Source organism: Polyangiaceae bacterium (genome assembly GCA_015075635.1).
GTDB lineage: Bacteria > Myxococcota_A > Polyangia > Polyangiales > Polyangiaceae > JADJKB01.
This window is the reverse complement of record JABTUA010000003.1, coordinates 2,079,096-2,094,624: the sequence shown is the minus strand read 5'-3', so window position 1 is coordinate 2,094,624 and position 15,529 is coordinate 2,079,096. Positions and strand designations below refer to the sequence as shown.

13 protein-coding genes are annotated in these 15,529 nt (G+C 70.2%); 5 read left to right on the top strand and 8 right to left on the bottom strand.

Features of this window, described 5'->3' with window-relative positions; genetic code table 11:
* Positions 1 to 120: 120 nt before the first annotated feature.
* A complete protein-coding gene (locus HS104_40060; GenBank protein MBE7486154.1) occupies positions 121 to 480 on the bottom strand; it encodes a four helix bundle protein in 360 nt (119 codons plus the stop codon).
* Positions 481 to 627: 147 nt separating this feature from the next.
* On the opposite strand from HS104_40060, the gene HS104_40055 reads away from it, so the two are divergent.
* The 4 genes from HS104_40055 to HS104_40040 are packed head-to-tail and all read left to right on the top strand — an operon-like array spanning position 628 to position 5,560.
* On the top strand, positions 628 to 1,479 hold the full coding sequence (locus HS104_40055; protein ID MBE7486153.1) for a xanthine dehydrogenase family protein subunit M: 852 nt from the start codon (positions 628 to 630) through the stop codon (positions 1,477 to 1,479).
* Complete coding sequence (locus HS104_40050; GenBank protein MBE7486152.1) at positions 1,476 to 1,970, top strand: (2Fe-2S)-binding protein; 495 nt, start codon at positions 1,476 to 1,478, stop codon at positions 1,968 to 1,970. The genes HS104_40055 and HS104_40050 overlap by 4 nt, the downstream gene beginning before the upstream one ends.
* Positions 1,963 to 4,362: a xanthine dehydrogenase family protein molybdopterin-binding subunit gene (locus tag HS104_40045; protein ID MBE7486151.1), complete on the top strand. Its 2,400-nt coding sequence runs from the start codon at positions 1,963 to 1,965 to the stop codon at positions 4,360 to 4,362. Before HS104_40050 ends, HS104_40045 begins: the two co-directional genes overlap by 8 nt.
* A gap of 4 nt (positions 4,363 to 4,366) precedes the next feature.
* Positions 4,367 to 5,560, top strand: a complete 1,194-nt coding sequence (locus HS104_40040) for a thiolase family protein (protein MBE7486150.1) — start codon at positions 4,367 to 4,369, stop codon at positions 5,558 to 5,560.
* 70 nt (positions 5,561 to 5,630) lie between these two features.
* On the opposite strand, the gene HS104_40035 is transcribed toward HS104_40040, so the two are convergent.
* A complete protein-coding gene (locus HS104_40035) occupies positions 5,631 to 6,617 on the bottom strand; it encodes a metallophosphoesterase (protein ID MBE7486149.1) in 987 nt (328 codons plus the stop codon).
* Between the two features lie 138 nt (positions 6,618 to 6,755).
* Here HS104_40035 and HS104_40030 point away from each other — a divergent pair, with 138 nt between their 5' ends.
* A complete protein-coding gene (locus tag HS104_40030; GenBank protein MBE7486148.1) occupies positions 6,756 to 8,081 on the top strand; it encodes a hypothetical protein in 1,326 nt (441 codons plus the stop codon).
* Positions 8,082 to 8,118: 37 nt separating this feature from the next.
* On the opposite strand, the gene HS104_40025 is transcribed toward HS104_40030, so the two are convergent.
* The 6 genes from HS104_40025 to HS104_40000 all read right to left on the bottom strand — a co-directional run bounded on the left by HS104_40025 (position 8,119) and on the right by HS104_40000 (position 15,525).
* Positions 8,119 to 8,628, bottom strand: a complete 510-nt coding sequence (locus HS104_40025; GenBank protein ID MBE7486147.1) for an MgtC/SapB family protein — start codon at positions 8,626 to 8,628, stop codon at positions 8,119 to 8,121.
* Between the two features lie 84 nt (positions 8,629 to 8,712).
* The gene (locus tag HS104_40020) at positions 8,713 to 10,668 is read right to left on the bottom strand and encodes a PAS domain S-box protein (protein MBE7486146.1); all 1,956 of its coding nucleotides are present in this window, start codon (positions 10,666 to 10,668) and stop codon (positions 8,713 to 8,715) included.
* Positions 10,669 to 10,722: 54 nt separating this feature from the next.
* Positions 10,723 to 11,073, bottom strand: coding sequence for a polyhydroxyalkanoic acid system family protein (locus tag HS104_40015; protein MBE7486145.1), 351 nt, complete (start codon positions 11,071 to 11,073; stop codon positions 10,723 to 10,725).
* Between the two features lie 5 nt (positions 11,074 to 11,078).
* The gene (locus tag HS104_40010) at positions 11,079 to 11,972 is read right to left on the bottom strand and encodes a hypothetical protein (protein ID MBE7486144.1); all 894 of its coding nucleotides are present in this window, start codon (positions 11,970 to 11,972) and stop codon (positions 11,079 to 11,081) included.
* Between the two features lie 110 nt (positions 11,973 to 12,082).
* Entirely contained in the window at positions 12,083 to 12,781 is a 699-nt protein-coding gene (locus HS104_40005; GenBank protein ID MBE7486143.1) for a response regulator, read from the bottom strand.
* Positions 12,778 to 15,525, bottom strand: a complete 2,748-nt coding sequence (locus HS104_40000; protein MBE7486142.1) for a sensor histidine kinase KdpD — start codon at positions 15,523 to 15,525, stop codon at positions 12,778 to 12,780. Before HS104_40000 ends, HS104_40005 begins: the two co-directional genes overlap by 4 nt.
* Positions 15,526 to 15,529: the final 4 nt, after the last annotated feature.

Sequence of the window (15,529 nt, the reverse complement as noted above, 5' to 3'; positions counted from 1 at the left end):
GCCCGAAAGCTCGGCCCAAGCCCGAGTCGCCGGTCCTCCGGTGACCGGACCACGGACACGGGGTCGGGGTCGGGGTCGGGGTCGGGGTCGGTAGGAAGCAGAAGCAGACGCAGAATCCGCTCAGGTCAGGCGCTGGTTGCGCTTCGCCAGTACTGTGAGCATCGGTACGATGCGGAGCAGGATGCGACGGCCTTCTTCGAGGAGCGACGGATCGCTGACACCAAGCGCGCGGCAGGCATCGCAGATCGCTGCGCACTCCGTCGCGGAGCGACAGGCCATCCGATAGAAGCGCGCCTTTTCGGCCGGCATCACCTCGCCCGCGCCTTCGGCGATGTTGGTGACGATGGACAGCGCGGCTCGGTTCAACTGGTCCCGAAGGTACCCGCGCCCGCGCGCCCACCGAGCCGTGATTCCAGTTGCCAGGGTCAGGAACGCAATCGCAGCCTGATAGACGTCCAGCTTCTCGTGGTCGAAGGACACGCAATCTCATCGGCAGCGAGACGCGGCAAGTTGCCTCTTTTCTTCCTCTGCCCGACCCCGACCCCGACCCCGACCCCGACCCCGGTCCCGCACCGCCTCGGGCGGGATTCACGAGTCAGTCCCCGAACTGCTCACTGGTGATCGCTCATGACCTTCGACTACCACCGCCCGAAAACCCTCCAAGAAGCCTGGCGCCTGTCCGACGCCGACGCGGAAGCCCGCTTCGTCGCCGGTGGCACCGACGTGATGGTGCGGATCCGCGAGGGCAAGCTCGCGCCGAGCTCGCTGGTCTCGCTCTCTGGCATCGCCGAGCTCGCGCAGGTCGAGCTCGGCCCGCCCCTCGTGCTCGGCGCCGGCCTGCGCGTGGCGGAGCTCGAGAGCCACGCCGGGCTCGCGCGGGCGCTCCCGGTCCTGGGCCAAGCCGCGGCGCTGCTCGGCAGCGTGCAGATCCGCAACGTCGCGACGCTGGGTGGCAACCTGTGCAACGCCTCGCCCTGCGCGGATCTGGCACCGCCACTTCTGGTACACGAGGCCCGCGTGCGCATCGCCTCGGCCATGGGAACGCGCGAGCTGCCGCTCGCGAGCTTCTTCGTCGGCCCGCGCGCCAGCGTGCTGGGACCCGGCGAGATTCTCTCGGCCGTGGTCGTGGACGCGCCGGCGCCCAACGCCCGGGCGGTGTTCCTGAAGAAGGGTCGCGTGCGCATGGACATCGCGCTCGCCAGCGTCGCGGTGCTCCTCGAGACGGAAGGACGGCAGTGCGTGAGGGCGCGCGTCGCCGCGGGCTCCCTCGGGCCCTGCCCGCTGCGCCTGGGCGAGACCGAGAGCATCCTCAGCGGCCACCCGCTCGACGACGCGACGATCCGCCGCGCGCGTGAGGCCGCCGAGAACGAGGTCCGCCCGATCAGCGACGTGCGAGCCGGCGCCGACTACCGGCGCCACCTGGCAGGGGCGCTGCTCGAGCGCGGGATCCGCCGCTTGATGAACGGAGCAATGCCATGAGCGTCACTCTCAGCTTCGAGGTCAACGGCGAGCCCGCGCGCCTCTCGGTCGAGCCCCACGCGCGGCTGGTGGACGTGCTGCGCGGCCCGCTCGGGCTGGTCGGCACCAAGGAAGGCTGCAGCAACGGCGAGTGCGGCGCCTGCACCGTGCTGGTGGACGGGCGCCCTGTTTGCTCCTGTCTCTTGCCGGCCCTCGAGGTCGAGGGCAAGCGAGTCACGACCATCGAGGGCCTGGTCGGCCCCGGCGGCCAGCTCTCCGAGGTGCAGCAGGCCTTCGTGGACAAAGGCGGCATCCAGTGCGGCTTCTGCTCGCCGGGCATGATCTTGAGCGCCCACGCCCTGCTCGAGAGGAACCAGAGCCCCAGCGACGCAGAGGTCCGTGACGCCCTGACCGGAAACCTCTGCCGCTGCACCGGCTACGCTCAGATCGTCGAGTCGGTGCAGCTCGCTGCCTCGGCGAAGCGTGGGAAGAAGGGAGCCGAACATGCGTGAGCTCCGCCACGTGGGCACCGACACGGCGCGCCCCGACGCCGCCGACAAGGCCGCCGGACGCGCCTACTACATCCACGACCTCAGCCGCCCGGGCATGCTCTACGGCAAGATCAAGTTCGCCGAGCACGCGAGCGCGCGCATCGCGCACATCGACACCTCGCGGGCCCTGGCCCTGCCGGGCGTGCGCGCGGTGATCACGGCTTACGACACGCCGGAGCTCCGCATCGGGTTTCTGCGCGACAACTTCGCGCTCAAGAAGGACCGCGTGCGCCAGTTCCGCGACGAGGTCGCGGCGGTGGCCGCCATCGATCCGGACATCGCCGCGGAGGCCATCGAGCTGATCCGCGTGGAATACGAGCCGCTGCCCGCGGTGTTCACGCCGGAAGAGGCGCTGGCCGAAGGCGCACCCCTGGTGCACGACCGGGACGCCGACGGGCGCCCGGTGACCTCCAACCTCTTGCCGGTGCAGGTGCACCACGAGTCCGGGGATCTCGCCGCCGGCGAGCGCGCCTCGAAGTACATCGTGGAAGGCGAGTTCTCCACGCCGCTGATCCAGCAAGCGTGCCTGGGCACCGCCGGCTGCATCGCGGAGATGGACACGCGCGGCAACCTGACGATGTGGGCCAAGACCCAGATCCCGTTCCTGGCCCAGAAGGACTTCGTGCGCGCCCTCGAGGCCATGGGCCTCGGCGGCCGCAACGCCCGCGTCATCGTGCCGACCCTGGGCGGCGCCTTCGGCACCGGGCTCGACACCCACGCCTACGAGTACATCGCCATCTTGCTCGCGCACAGGACCGGGAGGCCGGTGAAGATCGTGTACGACCGGCGCGAGGAGTTCGCGAACCTCTCGCCGCGCCAGAGCGCGCGCACGAAGGTGGTGCAGGGCTGCGACGCCAGCGGTCGCCTCACCTTCCGCCGGGTCGAGGTGCTGCAGGACAACGGCGCCTACACCTCCTGGGGCGCGACCTACCCGACGGTGATGCTGATCCCGGCGACCTCGCTCTACAAGGTGGCGAACGTCTGGTTCGACGCGAAGCTCGTCTACACCAACAACACCTACGCCCAGGCCATGCGCGGCTATGGCAACCCGGAGGTGACCTGGCCCATCGAGTGCCTGCTCGACGAGCTCGCCGAGAAGGTCGGCATCGACCCGCTGGAGCTGCGCCTGATCAACAAGAACACGCCCGGCGAGAAGACGCCGATGGGCCTCGACATCACCACCTGCGGCCTGGGGGAGTGCCTCACGTTCGCCAAGCAGAGCCTCGACTGGGACAAGAAGCGCGGCAAGCAGCGGGACAAGGCCCGCGGCGTCGGCGTCGCCTCGCTGGTCCACGTCGGCGGCTCCGGTCGCATCTACCGCTCCGACGGCGGCGGCGTGATCCTGAAGCTCGACGACTTCGGCAACGTCAACGTCTCCTACGGCGGCGTGGAGATGGGCCAGGGCCTGCACGCGGCGCTGACCTTGGGCGTGGCCGAGGCGCTCGGGGTCTTGCCGGAGAAGGTCAGCATCAACCAGACCGACACCGCGACCTGCCCCTGGGACGTCGGCACCCACGCCAGCCGCGGCGCCTTCATCGCGCTGAACGCGGCCATCCGCGCCGCCGACAAGGCTCGGAAGAAGCTCTTCGCGCTCGCCTCCGAGGTCTACGCCGCTGAGGTGAAGAAGAACCTCTCGGCGTACCAGAAGAAGAACCCGGCCTACCAGCCCCCCGCCTACGACTTCGCCGCCGCTTCCCGCGCGGACAACCTGGAGCTGGTGGACGGCTTCTTGTTCGCCAAGGACGCGCCGAACGAGCCCTGGCTCCGGCTCGAGATCGGCAAGCTCCTGCGTGCGCTGCACTTCCGCGGCCGGGATGGCCAGATGATCGTCGAGGAGGCGTTCTACGAGCCGCCCAGCACGCTGCCGGATTGGTCGAAGGGTGTCGGCAACATGAGCGCGAGCTACGCCTACGGCGTGCAGGCGTTCGAGGTCGAGGTGGACACCGAAACCGGCGACGTGAAGATCCTGAAGGCGGTCTCCGCCCACGACGTCGGGCGCGTCTTGAACCAGCAGACGCTGCGCGGTCAGGTGCAGGGCGGTCTGGCGCAGGGCATCGGCTACGCCTTGTACGAGGAAGTGAAGACCCACGAGGGCCGTGTGCTGAACCCGAGCTTCACCGACTACAAGATCCCCACCGCGCACGAGATGGCCTTCCCGGTGGACGTCTTCTTCGCCGAGACCGACGATCCCGCCGGCCCCTTCGGCGCCAAGGGCGTGGGCGAGCCCGGCCTCGTGCCGACGGCGCCAGCCCTGGCCAACGCCATCTGGGATGCCGTGGGCGTCCGCATCCACGACCTGCCCATCACTCCAGAGAAGATCGTGATGGCGCTGAAGAACAAGAAGAAGGGTTGAGATCATGGCATTCGAGAAGGTTTTCGTCCCCTACGGTCTCTACTGGTCCAGTCCGTTCTGCCGCTGGCAGGGCACGCTCGCGAACGCGCACTCGCTGGAGCTCGCCGCGCAAGTCGCGAGCGAAGTGCTCGCCGCGAAGAAGGTCGACCCCAAGGTGTTCGACTCGGTGATGCTGGGCATGACGGTGATCCAGCGCTCCTCGTTCTACGGAGCGCCCTGGCTCGCTGCGCTCGTCGGCGCGACGGGCGCCACCGGCCCGACCTTCGGCCAGGCCTGCGCCACCAGCGCGCGCGTGATCGCCTCGGCCGCGGCCGAGGTCGAGCTCGGTCAGAGCGCTGCGGTGCTCGCCGTGACCTGCGATCGCACCAGCAACGGGCCTCACCTGTACTACCCCGACCCGACCGCTCCCGGCGGCACGGGCGCCAGCGAAAACGCGGTGCTCGACGCCTTCAACCGCGATCCCTGGGCGAAAAACGCCATGATCGAGACGGCCGAGAACGTCGCGAAGGAAGCCGGCTTCAGCAAGGAGCAGCAGGACGACGTCGCCCTGCTCCGCTACGCGCAGTACCAGGCCGCTCTGGCCGACGACCGCGCCTTCCAGAGGCGCTACATGGCTCCAGTCACGCTGCGCCGTGGCAAGAAGGAGGTCGGCAAGGTCGAGGCCGACGAAGGCATCCACCCGACCACGAAGGAAGGCCTGCAGAAGCTCGCGCCGGTCAAGGAAGGCGGCACGGTCAGCTTCGGCTCCCAGACCCACCCCGCCGACGGCAACGCGGGGCTCGTGCTCACGACCGAGGGCCGCGCCCGCGAGCTCTCCGCGAGGCCCGAGCTGCGCATCCGCGTGGTCGCCGCCGCCGAGGCCCGCGTCGAGAAGGGCTTCATGCCCAAGGCCGTGGTGCCCGCGGCCCGCGCCGCGCTCGCCAAGGCCGGCATCGGGATCAACGACGTGAAGGCCATCAAGACTCACAACCCCTTCGCGGTGAACGACCTCTTCTTCTGCAAGGAGATGGGTCTCGAGCTCGAGGCCATCAACAACTTCGGCTCGCCGCTGGTCTACGGGCACCCCCAAGGCCCGACCGGAATGCGCCTCGGCATCGAGCTCGTCGAGGAGCTCGTCGCAGGCGGCGGTGGTTACGGCCTGTTCAGCGGCTGCGCAGCGGGTGACACCGCGATGGCGCTGGTGCTGAAGGTGGGCTGAGCCGCGCCTCACCGCCGCTGCCTGCGCACGCGGGCCGCCGCAGCGGTCGTGGTCGATGCCGTGCCAGCGACTAGCGATCGCGCGGCGCGCTCACGCGCACGTTGACCCGAGGCCCGAAGCGCTCGCGAAGCGCCGCGGCACTGAGGAGCATCGATTCAGCCTCCGTGGCCTTGCCTTCGACGCGCAGAACGAGCACCGCGTCCTCGGGCAGCGTGCTGGCCAGGCGCTCGAGCTCGGCTCGGAGCTCCCCCGCTCGGAGCGTGCAAACCGCGAGCGGTCGCGTCGGGAGCTCGTGGAGTTGCCAGGCGGCGAGCCCGCCGGCGTCGAAGTCGAGCGTCAGGTACCCCTTCGTCTCGCCGCGCTCGGCGCTGCTCGTCCGCTCGACCGACCCTGGGTAGAGGACGGGCGCGCGGAGCGGCGCGCCGCGCAGATCGTGCCTGAGCACCTGATGGCGGTGGATGTGACCCGAGAGCACGGCCGAGAGCCCCTCCGGGAGGTCTGCCGCGCGCACGACGTCGTCGGCGTCGCGAAAGGTCCAGTCGTGCGGGCCCACCTGCGCTCCCTCGAAGCAGTGGTGCATGCACAGCAAGCGGAGGTCTGCCGGCGCGCTCGAAAGCTCCGCCGCCGCGAGCGCCGCCGTGAATCTCGCCCGCGCGTGACGGAGGTACGGGAAACCGCCGATGGCGACGCGAAGCCCGGCGAGCCTGAGCTCCAGCGTCTTCGGGCGGTCGAACACGAAGACGGCCGGGTGGCGCAACAGCAACGGGAAAGGCAGCGCCGCTCGCTCGTGGTTCCCTGGTACGAGCACCAACGGCACGCCATGATCGGCGACCCTGCGCAGCAGCGCGTACGCGCGCTCGGCGAGCGAGAGCGGCACGTCGCTCCGGTGGAATACGTCGCCGCCGTGCACCACGAGATCGACGTCACCCGCCAGGGCGCGCGTGACGGCGCGCTCCGTGTTCGCGAAGAAATCGTCACCCTGGCGTCGGCGCGCGACGCGGGGGCGCGACGGCCCGTCGAGGCCCAGGTGGGTGTCGGAGAAGAACAGCACGCGCAAGACGGCCCCAGGCTAGCTGCACGCGCCGGCGGAGCCTGGCCAGAGAAGGTCCGAGCCACGCGGAGTCCACCGCGATGGCGCTGCTGCAGAAGCTGGGCTGAGGCGCGCCTTCCGATCCGAGGGTGCTACCCTCAGCTGATGGGGACTCGCGAGCGGACCACCTCTGGCGCGGTCCCGCCGCTGCGCCGTCAGCTGCCTGTGCTCGCGCTGACTCTCGCGATCGGCGCCTGCGGCGGGCAGAGCGAGAGGGCGGCGCCGCACGCTGGGGGCGCCGCGAGCGGCGGAGGCGGCGGCAGCGGCGCGGCAGGCGGCGGGGGGATGGGCGGTGGCGCCGGCGCTCCACACGTCGGGTGCGTGGTTCAGTCGCGGGGCTCACTGCCAAAGGCAACGGCTTCGATGCACACCGACAGCCCCGCGGTAATCGCAACCGAGTCCGGCTTCGTCATCGGCTACCGGAGCCAAGGTGACCTCGGCGGCGAGCCCCACCGCGTCCACCTGCTCGCGCTGAGCGATGACGGCCTGACGGGCGCTCCGGAGGAGCTCGACCTCGGGGGTTGTGCGTACGCGCAGTCCAACGGTCTGGGCCTCGCGTACCGGGCGGGCCAGGGCATGGCGGTGACAGGGCTGCCGATCTGCGCCAGCGGCGCGGGCATGACCTTCCTTCCGTTCGACAGCGACGCGAAGCCCGGTCCCGCGGGCGTGGCCAACGACGCCACCTCTTTCGGCTTCGGCACCTCGCGCCGATCGCTCGCTCCTGGCAAGGCGATCGGTGAGTGGGAGCTCGTCTACACGCAGGCGGCGGTCCCGGAACGTGCAGTGCTGGCCGGCTCCGCGCTCAAGGGGAGTGTGCCGGTCGAGCACCCGTTCGGAGAGAGCCAGTGGCGAGGCGCCGGCGTCGCCACCAGCAACGAGGTCATCGGCATGCTCTCGGCGGAAGACACGCAGACCAGCGCGCCGGGCCATCTGGTCCTGCTCATGGGTCCGCTGCTCGGAGACAACCTCGACCTCGCCGTTGCGCCGTTGCCCGCGTTGCCCCTTGCGTACGATGGGGACCTGATCGCCTGGGGAACCCGCGTGGCGGTGGGAGCAAGGACCCCCTCCGGGCTGTTCGTCCGAATCTTCGAGCTCGGCGACGGCGGCATCGAAGACGTGGCTTCGACGGAGCTTCCGGACGCCGAGGCCTACTCGCTGAGCCTGGCGGTGGACGGCGACGACCTGTATGTCGCCCATGGTCGGGACAGTGCCCTGGGCTTCGTCCGCATCCCGGGGGCGAGCGCTGCTCCGCGCTTCGATCAGGCGACGTCGGCCGTCTTCGAGACCGTGATCGAAGGGACCGACTTTGGCTTCGACGGATACGGCTACGGTGTCGCCGCGGCGCGCGGCCGGGTGGCCTTCGCCTGGCTGATCGGGTCACTCGACCACAAAGACGTCGCCGGCGGCTGGCTGATCGCTCACTGCGAGTAGGCCCTGCGCTTTCGAGCGTGCCGCCTCCATGCCCTGGCTACTTGCGCGGTTGCACCGGCGGCGGCAGCCCGCTCATCGGCTCTTCCATCGAGTCGTCCGCGTGGACCCCGGTGCGCAGGCCGCGATAGGCACGCTCGAGTCGGTTCACGCCGACCAGGACGGCGAGCGTCACGCCGGTCGCGGCCAGCGCCTCGCCGCCGCGGCCCACGCCGATCAAGCTGCCGATGGCCGCGAGGATCCAGACCACCGCCGCGCTGGTCATGCCTTTGACCAGGCCGTCGCGGGTCAGGATCACCCCTGCGCCCAGGAAGCCCACGCCGGTGACGACCTGGCCGACGACGCGCGCAGCGTCGGTGTTCGAGCCGATGCCGGCGCCGAGCTGGGCGCCGATGCGCACGAACAGGCAGGTCCCCGCGCAGATCAGCATGCTCGTGCGCATGCCAGCGGGTTTGCCTCGAAGCTGGCGTTCCAGCCCGACCAACCCGCCGCACACCAGGGCGATCCCTTGCGCCACCCAGAACTCGCTATCGGTGGGGACGAATTGCACGCTCGTCGTCCCACATCTCACCGCTCTCGCACGGCGGGCAAGTTTCGTCCCGCCGGGCCCCCTCCCCCTGCGCCCGCCCGGCGCCTATTCGCTGCCGAGGGAGTCACCCCGAGCGAGCCCGACCAGCTCGGCCACCACGCGCTCGAGCGCGTCGATTCGCACCGGCTTCTGGATCACCGCATCGACGTTCGCGTACTCCTCCGGCGCGACCTCTTGACCGGTGAAGTAGACGATCTTCGCGTTCGGGGCGCGCGCGCGTAGCGCGCCGAGCAGCGATACTCCGGCCGTACCCGGCATGGACCGATCCAGCAAGATCACGTCGGCAGGCTCGCGCGCGACCTCCGCCAGCGCCGCATCGCCATCATGCGCGGTCCGCACGCGGCAACCCGCGGACTCGAGCACCTGCTGGACCAGTCTTCGGATCAGCGGTTCGTCGTCGACCACGAGGACTCTCGCGTCGGTCAGGCCCGGGGCACGGCCGGGGACCGCAGTCTCTGCCGCCACTGGAGCGGTCGCGGGCAGGAGCACGGACACCGTCGTTCCGATCCCTTCTCGAGAGTCGATCTCGATGAGCCCGCCGAGGTCGCGGACCAACGCGTAGCTGGTCGCCAGCCCGAGCCCGGTTCCACGCCCGACTTCTTTGCTGGTGAAGAACGGCTCGAAGGCATGCTGCTTGGCGTCCTCGCTCATCCCGGAACCGTTGTCCCGCACGCGGAGCGCGACGAGCGCGCCCGCGCTCGGCAGCCTCGGATCCGGCGCTTCCAGCGACGCGATGACCTCGATGCGCGGTCGGTCGCGACCCGCGTCGGTGACGGCGTCGCGGGCGTTCAAGAGCAAGTTCATCAGGACCTGCTCCAGGTCCGCAGCGTCCGCCCTGACGTGAAGCGGCTGGGCAGGAATGTCACAGCGGAGCTCGATGCGCCGGTCGAAGGTACGCTCGCACATGTCCGCGATGTGGCGTGTGAGGGCGACTGCGTCGCAGGGTCGCGGGTCGACCGGGCGGCGCTGACCGGCGAACGTCATCAGCTTGCGCACCATGTCCGCGGCGCGCTCGGATGCCGCGGCGGCATCGTCGAGGAGCGCGACATGAGAGACCGGGGCCACGCGCCGCAGCAGCTCCAGGCTGGGCAGGATGGCCATGAGCATGTTGTTGAAGTTGTGGGCGACGCCTGCCGTCAGGCGCCCCACGGCCTCCATCTTCTGCGCGCGACGCAGCTGCTCCTCCAGCGCGCGCTGCTCCGTGATGTCGAGATTGCCTCCCGTCAGGCGCAAAGGGCGGCCGTTCGCGTCGCATTCGACCTCCCCGACGGTGAGCATCCAGCGAACCTCCCCGTCCGGGCGCACGACACGATGAGTGACGCTTTCGAAGCGGCCGGTCGCCAGGGCCCGCTCGCCCGACCGCCGGACGGCGTCGCGGTCGTCGGGATGCACGGCCTGCTCGACGTAGTCGGGCAGCGCGAGTGACTCGGTCAGGCCCAAGAGTTGCCTCATGCGGTCGTCCCAGAGCAGCTCGCCGCTCCGCAAGTCCCAGCTCCACAGCCCGAGCTTGGTCGACGCGAGCGCGATTCGCAGCTTCTGCTCGCTCTCCGCCAGCGCGCGTTCCCGCTCGCGCAGGTGCGAGGTGTCGATTGCCACGAAGCAGCCCCCCAGCGTGCCATCGGGTTCCAGCACCGGCGCGACGAATACCTGATAGTGGCGGTGCTCGCCGTGTGGACCCGGCCCGACGGTCTCGTAGCCGCCGGGCCGTCCGGAACGCAGCGCGGTGTCGATGGCGGCGCGGGCGCGCTCGTGGTCTTCCGGCGGGATGAAGTCGAGGGCCGGTGCGCCGATCACGCGCTCTTCGGCGAGACCCGGCACCATGCGACTGATGAAGCGAATTCTGATGTCGTGGTCGAACAGGATGACGACTGCGGGCAGGGCGCTGAGCAGCGCTTCGAGGAACACTGCCGGCTGACGCGCCGAGGAGCGCTCCAGCTCGGCGACGCGGGCATGTAGCCGCTCCACCTCCGCGCGGAGCACGTCGGCCTCGGCATGGGTCATGAGGAGGCGACCGTAGCACGGTGTCGCCGGGCGGCACCCCGTTGGCTCGCGGCGTCAGTACCCCGGCGCGGGACCCAGCAACAGCTCGAGCCGGCGCGCCAACTCGGCCTTCAAGAAAGCCCGCATCGGCCTGAGGTGCAGCGGCAGGTGCAGGCTCACGTCGATGAAGCGTTCTCCGACGAGCACGCTCCCGGACGCGCCCCGCGCCTTGCCGCGGTCTGCGGTGAGGTGGAGCGCGTCACCCTCCCAGCGCCACGACACCTCCAGGCGCTCCTCGAAGCGGCGCGCGATGGACTCGGCCGTCTCCCGCGCGTCCCGCGGGCTCAGGCAGTGGGGTCGAGTGAAGCTGATGGTCGGCACGAGGAGCTTGGCGAAATAGCGCAAATCCGCCAGAAGGCAAAGCAACGGGCTCAGGCGCAGAACATGCCCAGCGCCAGCCCGCCAAAGCCCGGGTGGGCCTTGCAGGTCCCGTCACAATACGAGCTCAGGCACTCCTCGTTGCTCGAGCAGGCCGCGCCGTCGGTCGCCCTCGGCTTGCAGACGTCCTCCGGGAACGGGCAGTAGGCGTCGTCCTGGCAGGCCTCCGAGCTGTCGGCGCAGCTCGAGCCGGCCGGTACCTTCGTCTTGCACGTCCCCGCGCAGTAGGTGTCGGTGCCGGCGCAGCTCGCGTAGCCGCCGCAAGCTCCGCCCACCGCGACCCGGGCCGCGCACGTGCCGTTGTCGCAATAGGCGCCCGCGTCGACGTGGCACACGCTGACCTCCGTCGCGCCGGACTGCGACTGCCCCTCGAAGACCGTCACGTTGCCGAGCTTCGTGCCCGTGCAGGCCGCTCCAACGGGGGCCAGGACGCGAACACGACAGTAGTCGGAGTCGGCGTCGAAGTCGTGGTAGCAGTCCACCTCGCCCTTGGCGCTCAGCGCGCAATCGCTCGACACGTTGCACGACTCGCCGGGCTTCTTGGAGCCGCTGGGTTTGGACGGATCCTCCGGGTAGGCCTTGACGCAGCTGGCGGGGCGCGGCTTGGACCCGAAGGTCTCGCACCAGTCGGCTTCCTGAGCCCAGGCCTCGTATTGGGAGATGCACTCCTCGGCGGCCTGCTGATCCTTCGCGACCGCTGCCCCGAACATCAGGTGGCAGAGGTTCTGCGTGGTCGGCATCCCGGCCTTCGCGCAGCACGGCTTGAACAGCGCGCAGTATCGAGCGGCAAACTCGCTGCTCGAGCTGCCGGAGTCGTCTCCCCCGGACGAGCAGGCGATGCCGCCCCAGAGGGCGAGGAGCGGCAGGGCAAGGAGGCGCAGTCGCATGCCCTCTGATACGACCCGATTCGGCGCAAATTCCCGGCCCCGGGGTCTTTGCGCGGCGCCCCCACCGCGTAGCGGCGACAAGGGGCGCGGACGCGCGGCTCGCGCGATGCTCAGTCCACCTTCAAGAGATACCCCACGGCCGGCTCGTTCACCAGGTAGCGAGGCCGCGCCGGCGTGGCCTCGAGCTTGTGGCGGAGCTGTCCGACGAACACGCGCAGGTACTCCGTGTGCCCCACGTGCTCCGGCCCCCACACTTCTCTGAGGAGCTGGCGGTGGGTCAGCACGCGCCCCGCGTGACGCGCCAGAACGCTGAGCAGCTTGTATTCGGTGGGCGTCAGGTGCACCTCGGCCTCACCGGCGAACACCTGGCGTCTGGCGAACTCGATGCGTAGGTCGCCGACGCGGAAGGTCGACTCCTCTTGATCGCGCTTGCCGCGACCGGCATGACGAAGCGCGACGCGAATGCGCGCGAGCAGCTCGGCGACGCTGAATGGCTTGGTGAGGTAGTCGTCGGCTCCTGCGTCGAGCGCGCGCACCTTGTCCTCGTCCCGGCCGCGCGCCGAGATCACGATCACCGGCAGCGATGTCCACTGCCTGAGCCGCCTCGTCACCTCCAGACCATCGAGGTCCGGCAAGCCGAGGTCCAGCAGGACCACGTCGGGGCTGTGCGCGGCGGCCCGAGCCAGTCCCTCCTCGCCGTTGACCGCCTCCAGGATGCGATAGCCGTGCGTGCCGAGTGAGCCGCGCAAGAACCGGCGCATCTGCGGCTCGTCCTCGACGACCAGGATCAGGGGGCTCGTCGGGTTCATCCGGCCTCGACGCTGCCGGACTTGTCCGGGATCTCGGGCGGCGGGGCGCTCGGCGGCTCGCCCTCCACCGGCAGGGTGAGCTCGAACGCCGCACCGCCCTCGCTGCGGTTCCGAGCGTGGATGCGACCGCCGTGAGCGAGGGCGATGGCGCGGCAGATGGCCAGCCCCAGACCGAAGCCCGGCGTCGCCTGCTCGGAGGGGCCGCGATGGAACTTCTCGAATACCTGTCGCTCCTCTCCAGGGGCGAGACCCGGGCCGCGGTCAGCCACGCAGAGCGTCACGTCGTGCTCGGCTCGCGCGGCGGAGATCTCCACCGCGGTGCCTTCGGGCGTGTGCTTCGCAGCGTTCTCGAGCAGGTTCACCAGCGCTTGCTCGACCAGAACGCCGTCGCACGGCAAGAGCAGGTCCGGGGGAACGCTCACCTCGACGGGGTGGCGCGCGAGTTGGCGCTCCGTACGAGCCAGAGCGCCTCCGACGATCTCCTCGACCGACTGCCACTCCTTCTCCACGCGCACGGCGCCCGACTCGAGCCGCGTCATGTCGAGCAAGTTGGCCACCAGGCGCTCCAGTCGCTCCGTCTCCTCGAGCAGGGTCTGGGCCAGGTCCCTGCGCGTCTCCGGGGGTAGCGCCGCGTCGTCGTCCACGATGGAGCTGGCGGCTCCCTTCATCACGGCGAGCGGTGTCCGGAGGTCGTGAGAAACGGACGAGAGCAGGCTGCTCCTGAGCTGCTCGGTCTCCATGCGCACGCGCGCGCGTTGCGCTTCGCCGGCGAGGCGCGCGCGTTCCATCGCAGAGGCTATCTGGAGCGCGAGGCTCTGGACGAGCCGGCGCTGCTCCGGATCCGACAAGCGCTCCGGGTTCTTCGGATACAGGCCGAGCACGCCGAGCACCTCGCCGCTCGCCGCCGCGAGTGGCACGTAGAGCCCCTGCGCTCCCGGCACGTTGTCGGTGCCGATCCCCGCGTCCTTGGCTTGGTTCGCCACCCAGCGCACGACGCCTACTTCCTTGTCGAGCGGCGCGCTCAGCCCAGCGCTCGCCTGCAAGAGCTCGGTGTCACCGGTCGCGCTCCGGGTGAACACCGCGACCGTCGCGTCGAACACGTCCTCGAGGTGGCGGCAGGCGATCCGCGCCTGGTTGCCCTCGTCGATCGACTCGCCCAGGTCGCGACTCAGGGCGTAGAGCACGGCCGTGCGGCGCTCGCTGGTCTTGGCGAACTGGGCCTGGTCCTTCACGCGCTGGGTGAGCCCGGCGATCACCACCGCGACCAGCAACATGACGGCGAAGGTGACGACGTGGCGCAGGTCCGCCACGGAGAAGGTGAGGTACGGGGGAATGAAGAAGACGTCGAACGCCAGCACGCTCAGCACCGCGCTGGCGAGCGCCACTCGAAAGCGAAACCGCATCGACACCAGCACGATGCCGAGCAGGTAGGTCATGACCACGTCGGCCAGCGGGTCTCGACCGAAGACGGCATAGGCAACCAGGGTCGTCGCCGCCACCACCGCAGCACCCATCGCGTACTCTCGCAGCGCGCCGCTTCCCGGCGCCGGCGCGAGGCGCGCCGCAGGCCGCTCCTTGGGCTCCGCGTCCTCCTGCTCGCCGGCGGTCACGTAGACGTCGATGTCCCCGCTGCCCAGGATCAACTCGTCCACGAACGAGGTCCGAAGACGGTCGCGCCAGCGCAAGACGCGCTGCTTGCCGACGACGATCTTGGTGACGCCGTGCTCTCGCGCGAACTTCAGCAACTCTTCGGCGGCGCGCTGGCCGCTGAGAGTGACTGTCGCTGCGCCGAGGCTCTCGGCCAGCCGCAGGTGCGCCGACAAGCGCGCGCGCTCGGTCGCCGGCAGGGACTGGGTCGCCGGCGTCTCCACGTTCACCGCGAACCAGTCGGCGTGGAGCCTGGCGGCGATGCGCCGGCCGGCGCGCAACAGCGGGGCCGAGTGCGGGCTCGGGCTGATGCAGACCAAAATGCGCTCGCTGATGCCCCAGGTCTTCTCGATGCCCTGTGCGCGGCGCCAGGCCTGCATGTCGGCGTCCACGCGCTCGGCCGTGGTGCGCAGCGCCAGCTCGCGCAGCGCGATCAGGTTTCCCTTCCGAAAGAAGTTCTCCATCGCGCGCTCGGCCTGTGCCGGCACGTACACCTTGCCCTCGCGCAAACGCTCGAGCAGCTCCTCCGGCGGCAAGTCGATCAGCTTGATCTCGTCGGCGCTGTCGATCACCGAATCCGGCACGGTCTCGCGCACGACCACGCCGGTGACGCGCGCCACCAGGTCGTTCAGGCTCTCGACGTGCTGCACGTTGAGCGTGGTCATCACGTCGATGCCCGCCTCGAGCAGCTCCTCCACGTCCTGCCAACGCTTCGGGTGCCGCGAGCCTTCGGCGTTGGTGTGCGCCAGCTCGTCCACGAGCAAGAGACTGGGCTTGCGCGCCAGCGCCGCGTCGAGGTCGAACTCGTCCAGGGTCGTCCCGCGGTATTCGACCTCGCGCCGCGGGAGCCGCTCGAACCCGGCGAGCAGGGTCGTGGTCTCGAACCGGCCGTGGGTCTCCACCACGCCCACGACCACGTCGCGGTCCTCGACGTCGCGCTCGAAGCTGGCCTCCTGGAGCATCGCGTAGGTCTTGCCGACTCCCGGCGCCGCGCCGAAGAAGATGGTCAGGCGCCCGCGCAGCTTCTTGCGCTCCTCCGCCTCCTCCGCTTCCGCTCGGAGCAAGAGCCGCTCAGGATCGGGGCGCCCGTCGTTCATCTCG

What these genes read in the sequence shown, in the direction of transcription:
- HS104_40055 (MBE7486153.1), top strand. Translation starts at nt 628, where the DNA reads ATGACCTTCGACTACCACCGCCCGAAAACCCTCCAAGAAGCCTGGCGC.
- HS104_40050 (MBE7486152.1), top strand. Translation starts at nt 1,476, where the DNA reads ATGAGCGTCACTCTCAGCTTCGAGGTCAACGGCGAGCCCGCGCGCCTC.
- HS104_40045 (MBE7486151.1), top strand. Translation starts at nt 1,963, where the DNA reads ATGCGTGAGCTCCGCCACGTGGGCACCGACACGGCGCGCCCCGACGCC.
- HS104_40040 (MBE7486150.1), top strand. Translation starts at nt 4,367, where the DNA reads ATGGCATTCGAGAAGGTTTTCGTCCCCTACGGTCTCTACTGGTCCAGT.
- HS104_40030 (MBE7486148.1), top strand. Translation starts at nt 6,756, where the DNA reads ATGGGGACTCGCGAGCGGACCACCTCTGGCGCGGTCCCGCCGCTGCGC.
- HS104_40020 (MBE7486146.1), bottom strand. Translation starts at nt 10,668, where the DNA reads ATGACCCATGCCGAGGCCGACGTGCTCCGCGCGGAGGTGGAGCGGCTA.
- HS104_40010 (MBE7486144.1), bottom strand. Translation starts at nt 11,972, where the DNA reads ATGCGACTGCGCCTCCTTGCCCTGCCGCTCCTCGCCCTCTGGGGCGGC.
- HS104_40005 (MBE7486143.1), bottom strand. Translation starts at nt 12,781, where the DNA reads ATGAACCCGACGAGCCCCCTGATCCTGGTCGTCGAGGACGAGCCGCAG.
- HS104_40000 (MBE7486142.1), bottom strand. Translation starts at nt 15,525, where the DNA reads ATGAACGACGGGCGCCCCGATCCTGAGCGGCTCTTGCTCCGAGCGGAA.